Source organism: Gottfriedia acidiceleris, assembly GCF_023115465.1.
In the GTDB taxonomy this organism is placed as follows: domain Bacteria; phylum Bacillota; class Bacilli; order Bacillales; family Bacillaceae_G; genus Gottfriedia; species Gottfriedia acidiceleris_B.
Genome location: NZ_CP096034.1, coordinates 1,411,701 through 1,423,383 on the forward strand (window position 1 = coordinate 1,411,701; position 11,683 = coordinate 1,423,383).

Annotated in this window: 11 protein-coding genes; 9 read left to right on the forward strand and 2 right to left on the reverse strand. The window is 29.4% G+C overall.

The annotated features are described in order from the left end of the window. The first annotated feature begins 181 nt into the window (after positions 1 to 181). From MY490_RS22095 to mreC, 4 genes are all read left to right on the forward strand, one after another. Positions 182 to 304, forward strand: a complete 123-nt coding sequence (locus tag MY490_RS22095) for a hypothetical protein (RefSeq protein WP_282439846.1) — start codon at positions 182 to 184, stop codon at positions 302 to 304. A gap of 79 nt (positions 305 to 383) precedes the next feature. Further along, positions 384 to 773, forward strand: coding sequence for an 8-oxo-dGTP diphosphatase MutT (gene mutT, locus MY490_RS06590; protein WP_248268509.1), 390 nt, complete (start codon positions 384 to 386; stop codon positions 771 to 773). 179 nt (positions 774 to 952) lie between these two features. Beyond that, positions 953 to 1,348 (forward strand): VOC family protein, encoded by a 396-nt coding sequence (locus MY490_RS06595; RefSeq protein WP_248268510.1) that lies wholly within the window; start codon positions 953 to 955, stop codon positions 1,346 to 1,348. A gap of 337 nt (positions 1,349 to 1,685) precedes the next feature. After that, entirely contained in the window at positions 1,686 to 2,156 is a 471-nt protein-coding gene (gene mreC, locus MY490_RS06600; RefSeq protein WP_248268511.1) for a rod shape-determining protein MreC, read from the forward strand. A gap of 120 nt (positions 2,157 to 2,276) precedes the next feature. Here mreC and MY490_RS06605 read toward each other — a convergent pair whose 3' ends face one another. Further along, positions 2,277 to 3,773: a sensor histidine kinase gene (locus tag MY490_RS06605; protein ID WP_248268512.1), complete on the reverse strand. Its 1,497-nt coding sequence runs from the start codon at positions 3,771 to 3,773 to the stop codon at positions 2,277 to 2,279. Continuing rightward, positions 3,763 to 4,446: a response regulator transcription factor gene (locus MY490_RS06610; protein WP_248268513.1), complete on the reverse strand. Its 684-nt coding sequence runs from the start codon at positions 4,444 to 4,446 to the stop codon at positions 3,763 to 3,765. The genes MY490_RS06605 and MY490_RS06610 overlap by 11 nt, the downstream gene beginning before the upstream one ends. A gap of 231 nt (positions 4,447 to 4,677) precedes the next feature. Between MY490_RS06610 and MY490_RS06615 the strand changes: the two genes are divergently transcribed. The 5 genes from MY490_RS06615 (at position 4,678) to MY490_RS06635 (ending at position 11,650) form a co-directional block, all read left to right on the forward strand. Continuing rightward, entirely contained in the window at positions 4,678 to 5,316 is a 639-nt protein-coding gene (locus tag MY490_RS06615) for a DUF4352 domain-containing protein (protein WP_129688286.1), read from the forward strand. Positions 5,317 to 5,412: 96 nt separating this feature from the next. Next, entirely contained in the window at positions 5,413 to 7,302 is a 1,890-nt protein-coding gene (locus tag MY490_RS06620; RefSeq protein ID WP_248268514.1) for a hypothetical protein, read from the forward strand. A 12-nt stretch (positions 7,303 to 7,314) separates the two neighbouring features. Next, complete coding sequence (locus MY490_RS06625) at positions 7,315 to 7,677, forward strand: hypothetical protein (RefSeq protein WP_248268515.1); 363 nt, start codon at positions 7,315 to 7,317, stop codon at positions 7,675 to 7,677. Next, entirely contained in the window at positions 7,659 to 10,226 is a 2,568-nt protein-coding gene (locus MY490_RS06630) for an Hsp70 family protein (protein ID WP_248268516.1), read from the forward strand. The genes MY490_RS06625 and MY490_RS06630 overlap by 19 nt, the downstream gene beginning before the upstream one ends. A gap of 503 nt (positions 10,227 to 10,729) precedes the next feature. Continuing rightward, complete coding sequence (locus MY490_RS06635) at positions 10,730 to 11,650, forward strand: HNH endonuclease (RefSeq protein WP_248268517.1); 921 nt, start codon at positions 10,730 to 10,732, stop codon at positions 11,648 to 11,650. Positions 11,651 to 11,683 lie beyond the last annotated feature (33 nt).

Here is an 11,683-nt window from a genome sequence, read left to right on the forward strand (position 1 = left end):
TATTGTGTCTTAACTTAGTTAGAGAAAAAAGAGAGTGAAAATAAGTCTCACTCTGATGATAAGACTGGCATTTTAATTCGTTTATAGAGGTTACTAGAAAGTTCTTATTATCTTCTTATTTTTGAATTAGTCTCTATATTTTCTTTGATAAAATATAAAGAGATAAAAAAGGAGGGGCATTATGGGATTAAAACGAAAAAATAAAAGAAAATCTAATCAGCCACACACAAAAGTAATAGATTTTGGAATGGGAAAGAAGTTAGCTAAAATTGAAAAAGCAATTCGAATTTTAGATAAGAAATAGAATTATGATTAAATAGATAGGCTGTCTAATGCACAGTGAAAATAATAAATATTTAAAATAAAAAGGATTTTAGAAAACAATGAAAAAACAAATTAAAGTAGTCGGAGCTGTTATACGAAACGATCAAAACCAAATACTATGTGCCTTACGTTCACATGAAATGAGCATGCCAAATAGCTGGGAATTTCCAGGAGGAAAAATTGAAAAGAACGAGAAACCTGAAGAGGCGTTGGTTCGTGAAATACAAGAAGAATTAGGCTGCGAAATATCTATAGCTGATTTAGTTGAAGACGTCATTCATGAGTATCCAAATATAATAGTAAATTTGATAACATTCGAAGCCAAGATTATAAGCGGTGCGCCAGTAGCTAATGAGCATGCGAAGATCGAATGGAAAGATATTTCTGATTTAAAAGAACTTGAGTGGGCACAAGCTGACCTTCCTACGGTTGAGAAATTGATTAGATAAAAAGTATTTAAGTTTAACGATAAAACTAAGTAATTTAGAATGATGTTGAACGAATGATAAAAGAAATATTTCTTTGTGAATTTGAATTTTTTTCCATATCCCATATAATAATAAATAAGCAACTAAAGTGTACATACTAGATGAGTTAAGGAAAATTCTTGTAAAACAAGGAGGAAAATATGGGAAGATTAATTCATTTCGAAATTCATGTTGATAACATGGAACGTGCAAAGAAGTTTTATGGAGAGGTATTTGGTTGGACGTTTCAAGATTGGAGTGAATATGCAGGAATGGCATACTTTGGTGCAGTGACAGGCAATGAGGACGAAATGGGAATTAATGGTGCCTTAATGCAGCGTCAAAGTGCACCTCCTGAAGCAAACCAACCATTAAATGGATATGCATGTACCATGGGAGTAGAAAATTACGACGTCACGGAAGCTAAAATTGTTGAAAATGGTGGCAAAGTAGCAATGCCTAAATATGCACTGCCTGGAATGGCATGGCAAGGATACTTCATTGACACTGAAGGTAATATTTTTGGAATTCATCAACCTGATGCTAATGCAAAGTAATTTATGGGTTTGATTTGTCATTGATAGATGAGGGAACCTCTTATTTGTTGTGTGAATTTGTTAAGAAACAAACCTGTGAATATAAATTTATGGAAAAAGAGAACAATTTAAAGTTGTTCTCTTTTTAGAGGAACAAAAGTCAACTGTCGGCAGTTGGCTTTTTATTTTTCAATTCTTAATTTTGGTTACAAATGGGAAGGATAAAATAACAGATCTATTAAGTTTGTTCAAACACAAAATTGACATATTACCCTTCTTATTTAGGATATTTTTCATGGTATTCTTAAATTGAAATTGCATTAATTCAAATAATAACAAGTAAGAAAAGGATAAACCGATGAAAAAAATAATGATTATTTCGGTGTTAATCATCATTCTTATCACAAGTGGGTATCTATTCTCAAAAAGCAACATATTCGAAAATTACACAAACAATATCAGTGATGTACTCAAATTAAAAAAAGAAAATGACTATTTAAATGAAAAGATGAGCAATGAAACATCTTTAAAAGCAAATATAACTGAATTTAATATCGAAAATAAAGAATTAAAAATGCTAAAAGAAAGGCTAAATAAAGAAAATCAAAAATACAAAACTGATGTAGCGATCGTTACAAAAAGTGACTTTGATACATGGAACAGCTTTGTTGAAATTGATAAAGGTTCTAAGGATGGAGTAAAGATAAATACAAATGTTTTGTCCCCAAAAGGCTTAGTAGGTAAAATAATCGAAGTCTCAAAGTATAGTTCAAAGGTAGGTGATTTAAACGACTTGGAGTACGTTATTTTATTGTTAAGTAAAAAATAAAGGAAGAACAATAAAAGAACAATTTTATAGTTATTCTCTCAGACTGTAGACAAATTCAATCAAAGTCGAGTTTGTTCTACAGTCTTTTTTGTTTTATTTTCGAAACAGTAAAATATTCTTCTATTCTTTTCCTATTAGCTGGTTCGGTAAGGTAATGACAAAATTAGTTATATTCTTTTCACTGGTTACATAAATCTCACCATGATGAATTTCGACAAATCTTTTTACTACAGCTAAGCCTAAACCAGTGCCAACATAATTTTTTTGAACAGCTTTTGCTCGGTATGAATGTTCAAAAATCTTATCGATTTCATCCTTTGGTATTTCTACTCCCCGATTTCTAACGCATATATGAATTTTTGAATCAACAGTCGACAATTCAATATAAATTTTTTTAGGTTCATACGAATATTTCACAGCATTCTCGATAAGTGAATCCATTATTTGAAGTATATTTTCGAAAGGTATAAAAGTATAGATTTCTTCTTGAATTGATTGTTCGAAAGTAATATTTTCGTAAACCGTTTTATTTCTAAATAAGTATTGTTTGATATGAACTGATAAATCATAGCTTTCTGTATTTTCTGTTTGGATTTCTTCTAATTTAGATAATGTAATAATTTTATTGATCATTGATGCAATTCGTTCTACTTGTAATTCAATAATATTAAGTCTTTCCTCTCTTTTTGTTGCGTTATGAAAACCAAACATACGAAAATAATCTACTGATTGCTGAATTGACGTTAGTGGAGTTCGGATTTGGTGTGTAATTTCACGTGCGCTTTGTTGTTGAGATAGAATTGCTCGTTCCGCCCTATGTAAAATTATGTTAATTTGTTCACTCAAATCATCAACATAGTTATTTTTATGTTTTTCAAAAGAAATTCGTTCGTTAAACATGCCTTTATTTACAACCACAAGTTTCTTTAAAGCGCGGTCTAAAGGAACAAATACATCTCTCATCGCAAAAAAAGCGGCAATAAATGAAATAATTGAAAGAATAACTAAAGAAACAACAAATGTAGTTAATGTAATTCTAAATATTGATTGAAATTCTAGTGGGATATTCGTATTAAAGCTGGCTATCCCATTAAAATTATAGGATTTAGCACTAATATATTGAAATGCTTCGACATAATAGGTTGGACCGAATTTCTTAACCCGTACATAGTCTCGATCTGTAAAAAATCCTTTCTTCACCAAATATGTATTTACCTCGACGGCTTTATTAATTACGGCTAGATAAATCCTTCTCATCTTTTTTTCGTTTACTTTTTTGAAAGCTAATTCAGAATGATATTGCTCACTTATCTTTAGGTTTGGATTAAATGCACGTACCTTTTTTGTTTTGTAATTGTTAAGAACAAGCACTGAGTTAGGTACAGTTAACGTGGAAAGATAAAGTTCTTTCCCGATTGTTGTATCTGGTGCTTGTAGTATCCAATTAACTCTTTCCACACGTTGTAAGTTTTTTTCACCTTCAGTAAGAACGTATTGGTGGATCCTATATACTAATGTAATAGGGGCCATAATACAAACTACAAAAGCGAGTAGAATTGAAATACGAGTAGCGACACGGAAGGTAGCTTTTAATGTTGAATTTGTTTTAATCTTCAATGATATATCCTATCCCGCGTATGGTTCGTATATATTTAGAAGGTATAATTTCACGTAATCGTTTTATCGCTACATCGATTTTGTTTTTGTCAGAATCAGAAACATCTTCATGTTGCCAAACTTCTTTTGCTAATTCTTCACGTGAAATAGGATGGTTTTTATTTTTCAGTAAATAGACAAGAATATTGTAAAGAATAGGACTTGGAGAAACGATCTCCTGCCCAACAGTTACCTTACGATTTGTTAAGGATATTGTTAATTCCCTATATGACAACGATTCAGATAATGAAGACTTGTCTAATCTTCTTAGCACCGTTTGAATTTTAGCGATTAAAATGGGTAAAGAGTAAGGCTTGGTGATGTAATCTTCCGCACCTGAATACAATCCTTGAGTAACATCAGTTGGATCAGCCCTAGCAGTTAAGTACATATACGGAGTGTTCTTTTTTTCAGTTATCATTCTCGCAACATCAAAACCAGAACACATTAAACCATATTGAGCAAACGAATCCAGCGTTATATCTAAAAGCATTAAATCATAATCGTTATTTAATGCAGCATAGTATGTATCTTTCGCATTATCAAAATAATCCACTTCAAATGAAGCCTCTTGCAGCATCTCCTGTAAAAAAGAGCCAATCTCCCGATCATCATCCATAATTAACAATCGCATCTTCTCCACCTCTAATTTAATTTTTACAAATTGATGAAAAATATTAGATTGTTTTTTGTTTAAAAAAGATATTTTAAAATAATTTTTTTCTTACAATCTTGTCAGAAATAATTCAGCGAATAGTAAGTGGTTAAATGCTTGGTTACATGTTTTAATTAACTTGTAACAAGTTGATGTGATTTGAAATTCGTGGAACAAAATATAGAACAATAATAATTTGGGGGTATTCAAATGGCAGGATTAGTAGCCTGTAAAACTTGTGGTAAGGAAATTGCGAAAGGCGTTAAGAAATGTGTGCATTGTGGTAAAGATCAACGTAATTGGTTTAGAAGACACAAAATCATGTCGGCTTTAGGTGCCATAATTGTTGTTTCGATAATTGGTAGTGCTCTAAGCGGTGGCGGAGATGGAGCTACAACTACAAATGGAAGTTCAAAAGTGGAGGTTGAAAAGAAAGAAAAAATCTTCAAAGTTGGAGATATTGTTAAAGATGATCAATTAGAAATCAAAGTATCAAAAGTCGAAGAGAAACATTCAGTTGGAGATCAGTATTATGGCAAAAAGGCATCTGAAGGTGGAGTTCTTGTGGCAATTCAATACACAATGAAGAATGTATCTGATGAGCCAGTTGGAGTCTTCGATTATCCTACTCTTAACCTGGTAGATGAAAAGGGTACTAAGTATGATTCTGATATTGATGCTAGTAGCTCATATGCAGTAGAAACAAAAATTGATGATTCAAAAATATTGTCAGATTTAAACCCAGGGATTACTGTAACTGGTACTGAAGTTTATGAGATTTCTAAAGACGCATTTGCTAAAGGTAAATGGTATATCCAAATAGGAAGTCAAAAAGTTCAAGTTAAATAATTTGATTAAAATATCACCTTATTTTTGTACAAACAAAGATAAGGTGACTTTATTACCTTTTAATAAATTAAATTGTTTAATAAAGAGGTGAGTTAATTGAATAATCGAGTGCATGATTATTTGAAAAATGCGATGTTTGATAATCCTTTTTTCCTCTTAAAATTAGATCCAAGGGTTTCTCAAGATGAATTAAAGGGAATTTTAACCAAGTACCAAAAACGAGCCTCATTGGGTATACTAAAAGATCCCTATGGGAATGTTATTGATCTTCCTAGATTAAATCACTTAAAAAACATGTTGATTCAAAATAATAATAGAACTAGACATCGTTTTTTTTGTTTGTTTAATTACTTAGAAATATCTAAATGTAACTTAGAGGAAGTTGTAGTATTTATTCAATCTTCCAATAGTAGTACTTCTTTTGAATCTTTTCATGACTATGTATTGTATGGTCTATATCTATTAAGTGAAGAAGGTATTTCACCTAAAAATGAGAAAAAGTGGATATATTTTTTGAATAGTTATCACAAGGTATTAACCGAAAAAATTCCAGAAATTTTTAGCACATATGGTAGTGAAATGAAAGAGACTGTTAATAGCTCGAAGAATTACTTTCTCAAACTAAAGCAAGAACTTGAATCATCATTTACGGTTTCTATGTCTTTAGAAGACAATAAGATAAATCAAGATAGTTTAGTTTCAATTCTTAAGGTATTAGTATCATTAAAGTTTGACGTGGAGGATATTATTAAGGAGTTTGTTGAACATTGTGTTAATTATATTGAGGAGACAGCGGAAGAAATATATAAGATAATTAGTAATGTAGATAAAAGAGAAGACGTCGAAATTGATGTTAAAAGTAATTTATGTTTATGTCAAAACGCTTTTTCAATATATAAAAGTAATTTGAAACCAATATATATAATACTAAAACAAAATCTAAAAGGTATTAAATTAAATTATTTTCAAGAGTGTTGTAATGAAACTATTGGAAACGTTTTAAATAGTATAGCTATACACTTTACTTGGGCAAATGAACACTTAATATATAAAGAATTATTAGAACATATAGTTGAAGAGGAATATTTCAACGAAAATTCTCTAGAATTAAATAATATTGTGGGGAAATTAAATAAAATACAGGAAGAACTGTATGAACTTGAAAGTGAAAACCTATTAAATAGTCTTTATTCGATATTTGAATGTGCAAAAAGTATATATGACAATTCATCTGAATCAAATTATATGTCATTAAATAAAAAAGAAAAAGAACAATTATTTCGTAAAATTGAACAGATGTATAAACAAGAGTTTCTAATTCATTATGAATCATGCATGAAAAAATATAAAAGTGATCAAGAAAAAAGAAAAAAAATAGAAAATTACAGAGCACGATGTCTATATGAAATTGCTTGTGGAGCTATTGAATTAAATAAATTAGGTATAGCCGAAAATTACCTAATACAGTCAGTCAAATATGTACAAAATCATGAATTATTGGATAGTATTGAATATTTATTAAGTTTAGTTAAGCATAAAAATAAAAATATGTTTGTTAAATTGTACGATAAATTAGGCATTCGTGGCATTATATTTCTAATTATCCTATCATTAATTATTTGCTCTTCCATATTTTCGGATAATGGAAGTAACGATCCAACCTCAAATGATGAGAATTCTACAATAATCCAAGATTCTACAACTCAAAAGGATTTGAAAAAAAAATTAAAAGAAACTAAAGAGCAATTAGACGATATAGATCAACAAATAGATGATTTAGATTATTTAATGGAACAGAAAAATAATGAAATTGATAGTATAGAAACAGATATAAATAATGGAATTGAAGTTGATAGGAATGATTATGAAAATAAAATTAATTCATATAATGCAGATGTGGAAAAATATAAATCTTTAGTTAAAGATTACAATGATACAAAAGATTTATATAATGAATACGTACATCATTATAATTCTTTAAATTGAGGTGATGTAGCTATGGAAAATGAATTTGAAGAAATTACGATTTCTGAGTTAATTGAATTAGGAACTGAGATATGGCGATTAAATAAACATGTTTCAAACACTGAAAGTAGTGCAATGAGCATCAGATTTATTAGAAAATTGGAAGAGTTCTTAAAAATAAAGAATATAGTTGTTGAAGATCTCACAGGTGAAATATTCGATACGGGATTAGCTGTTAATGTTATTCACACTGAAAATGTCGAAGAAAGTGAAAGGTTTTATATTAGTGATACAGTATATCCTGCTATCTTTTATAAGAAGCAATTAATAAAACAAGCAGTTGTAACCATTTCCAATAAAAGAATCGAGGGGCAAACATGCAAACCAAATATTTAAAATATGGAATTGACTTGGGAACTACGAATTCTTGTATTGTAACATGGGAAAACGAAGAGTTGAAAGTTTTTTTAAACAAGGAACAAATGGCTGTTACAAAGTCTGCAGTTTATTACGGTAAAAGAAAACGAACTATCGTAGGATATAAAGCTTATAATGTTTTAGTGACTGAACCTGAAAATGTAGCAATAGAGTTTAAACGACTAATGGGATTACACGAAAAAAAATATTTTCCGTTAGCGGATTATTCTGCTACCCCTGAAGAGCTATCCGCAGAAGTGTTGAAATCTCTTGCAAATAATGTAACTACACTTACAGGTGAAAATGTTACTTCAGCAGTAATTACTGTTCCTGCAGCTTTTAATACCATCCAGTGTGAGGCGACTATTGAAGCAGCAAAATCTGCAGGTATTGAACATGTACATTTGCTACAAGAACCAATTGCCGCAGCAATTGCGTATGGAACAGATCAGTCACTACATGATAAGACGTGGCTAATTTTTGATTTAGGTGGAGGTACATTTGATGTAGCTATTGTTTCATCAATGGATGGTCAACTACAAGTATTAAACCATGAAGGTGATAATTTCTTAGGCGGAAAAGATATTGATAGAGCACTTGTAGAAACAATTTTGTTCCCAGCTTTAATAGAATCTGGTTACAAAATTGAAGAAGGATCTCCATTGCATGATCGTATTTTAGGTAGATTAATTTACGAAGCAGAAGAAATAAAAATACAATTAACTACAAATTCTAAAGTGGAATTTGATATTCAAATTGACGATGATGAATATGAAGAAGAATATGGAGAACCAATTCTGCTTCAAGGGACTATTAAGAACGAGAAATTACATGGTATTTTAGATGAAGTTATTCTTCCTAAATGCATAAGATTATGTAATAAGGCTATTGATGATATAGGCTTACAATGGAGTGGTATTGATAGGATTTTATTAGTCGGTGGACCTACTCAAATTCCTTATATTCGAGAAGTATTAAAACAAACATTTAATACAGAAATTGATTATTCTCAAAATCCGTTGACTGTAGTTGCTGCAGGGGCTGCAATGTATGCATCTGTAACAAAAATATCAAATGTATCAGATAATAAACCTGTTTATTCAAATAATGACGCAATAAATGTAAATTTTGAATATGAAAATGTTATGTCTACATTGAATGGAACTGTTTACGGTACTTTCAAAAACACCTCAAACATAAAAGAAGTAATGTTATCAATGACCGATGGATCGTGGAATTCAGGTTGGATACCGTTAATTGATATAGAAACGGGATATTTTGAGATTGATGTGATTGTAAAAGAAAACAAGAATAATATATTTACTCTTCAAGTTAGGGATAATAGAGGTACATTGGCCAAAGTTAACAATCCTTTAATAGAAATAAGACATAGTTATAATTATTTACAGCCTGCCAATCCGCCTTTACCTCATACGATTTCTATTGAAATTGAGACAGATGAAGGGGGAATGAAAACGAAATTAGAACCTATATTTAAAAAGAATTCAGTCCTTCCTTTAAGTGTAACTCGAAAGTTTTTTGTAACGAATACTTTACTTCCGAATGACGAAAATACTTTTTTTAGTATACGAGTTTATGAAGGTGAAACTTTAGACAACCCTTCAGTCAATACTCTAATTTTTACAATGAAAATTACTGGTGGAAGTTTTTCTTCATTGCTCCCAAAAAATGAGGAAGTTGAAGTGACTATAAGCATTTCAGAATCAAGAGAGATAGGATTGGAATTGTTTATACCGAGGCTTAATGAAGTATTCTCGAAAACACATATCTATTTCCCAGAAAAAAATCGAGCTAATACTATTACAGATTCGATAGAAGCTTCTATAAAAAGTGCTTATGAAGATATTTTCAATCTGCAAGAAGATTTTCTGTTAAGTAATCTAAAAAATGAATCATTACAATTATCAAAAATCGATGAAACCCTTGAACAGTTTGCTAATCAATTTTTCAAAAATATAGAAAGAATGAGAAATAGTGCTGATTTGGCAATGGCAGAGTTAACACGTTTTAAAGATTGCATTGTTATTCCACTTCATAAATTAAAAATGGACAATAATAATCGAATCAGTTCTTCTTCTGGAGGAATTAAAGATGAAGAAATAGAAAATTTAATAGAAGAAACAGAACGTTTAGTATTCGAATTCGATGATACTTCCATATCAAATAATTTTCTTTTTTTAAAACAAAACCTAATAAAAGCTACAGAATTTAAAAATGATCGATTAATTGAAAAATATTCTAATCAATTAAAAGATTTACAGTCTCATGTTGTACGAGAAGATCCTGCTTATTGGATGGACCTTTTTATTTACATTAGTAATTTTGGTACCTATACAGATCAAAATGCAGCAGAAAATTTTATTCAAATGGGAAGAGAAGCATTATACAATGATGATTTAGAAAAATTAAAAAGAGTAGTATATAGTTTGTATGGGCTGGTGCCAAAAGAAGTAGTAGAAACGATCGAAGAAGATAAACAGTTACCTGGAATACGTTTGTTACCTTGAAAATTGAAAAAGTAAGATAAAAAGGAAAATCAATATGTTGGTTTTCCTTTTTTGAATTTTATTAAGCATATTTTTGAGAGCTTCTAACTCATTCTAAGAAAAAAATCAAAAAAATAAATTCAATTCAAATGAACAGTAAAGAAATGGATAAACAATTAGATTAAAAACGAGAATAGATTGATGATAGTGTGATACTAAAAAAGTATGGAGTGTTATTATATAAGATTTGAGTATTTTATTATTATTATTTATTTATTACAAATAACATATTTTTATTATTAATATGAATAATTCTGTGTATTGAAAAACGGATGTGAATAAAACACTGTAATCTACCTTAGTTCACTATTTTTAAAGGTTTTATAATTTTAATATTTAGTATATTTTATAAATTATATCTTGACTGATTATTATGAAATTAATTAGAATTAATACTCGTCAATAAGGATAAAATAAACATAACTAGAAATCTTTAAATTAAAGAGCTAAGAATGGAGATATTTGTGAATTATTTTTTTGTGTTTCAAAATAAAAGTTATTTAGAAGAAAGAAAAGGTGCCTTCTTATGGGCTCCTCAAAAAAATAGAAAAGGTCAAACTTTTCATCATTGGGAAGATATGAAGCTTATTAAAAAAGGTGATATTATCTTTAATAGTTATAATGGTGAAATGAAATCGATAATTGTAGCAAATGAAAATTGTAAAGAAATGCAAAAACCTAAAGAGCTGAATCAAGTTGATTTATGGGAGAAAGATGGTTGGTATGTTAATTGTACATATCACGATTTAAAGTATCCTATTGTGTATAAAGAGTTTATGGAAGAAATATTAAATAAACAAGACGATAAATATGCCCCATTTAATAAAGTGGGGCGTGGTAATACGGGGTATTTGTTTAGAGTCTCAAACCAACTTGCTGAATTTCTCTTAAACGTTATTGAACAAAGAAACAGCTCTTTTAATATTAATTCTATTAATACGAAGGACTTTATCATTGAGGTCGAAAGTAATTTACCATATAATATTCAAAAAACAGAACGTGAACAGATCATTAAACAAAGAGTAGGTCAATCCATATTCAAAAAATTACTATTAAAAATAGAAAGAAAATGTAAATTGTGTGGAGTTTCAAATGAAAAATTCTTAATCGCTAGTCACATAAAACCATGGAGTAAATCGAATGATATAGAAAAGTTAGATCCAAATAATGGATTTTTATTTTGTCCAAACCACGATAAACTTTTTGATCGAGGGTTTATAAGTTTTAACCTAAATGGGGAGATAATAATTTCACGAGAGTTAGACGAGAATTCTAAAATATTTTTAAATGTAAACGAAAATCATATGATTCAAATGAATGAAGAACAATCAAATTATATGAATTTTCATCGAGAAAATATTTTTGAAATAGAAAAAATAAAATAATAAGGAATTGTTAAAAGCGAAAAAATTCTAAAA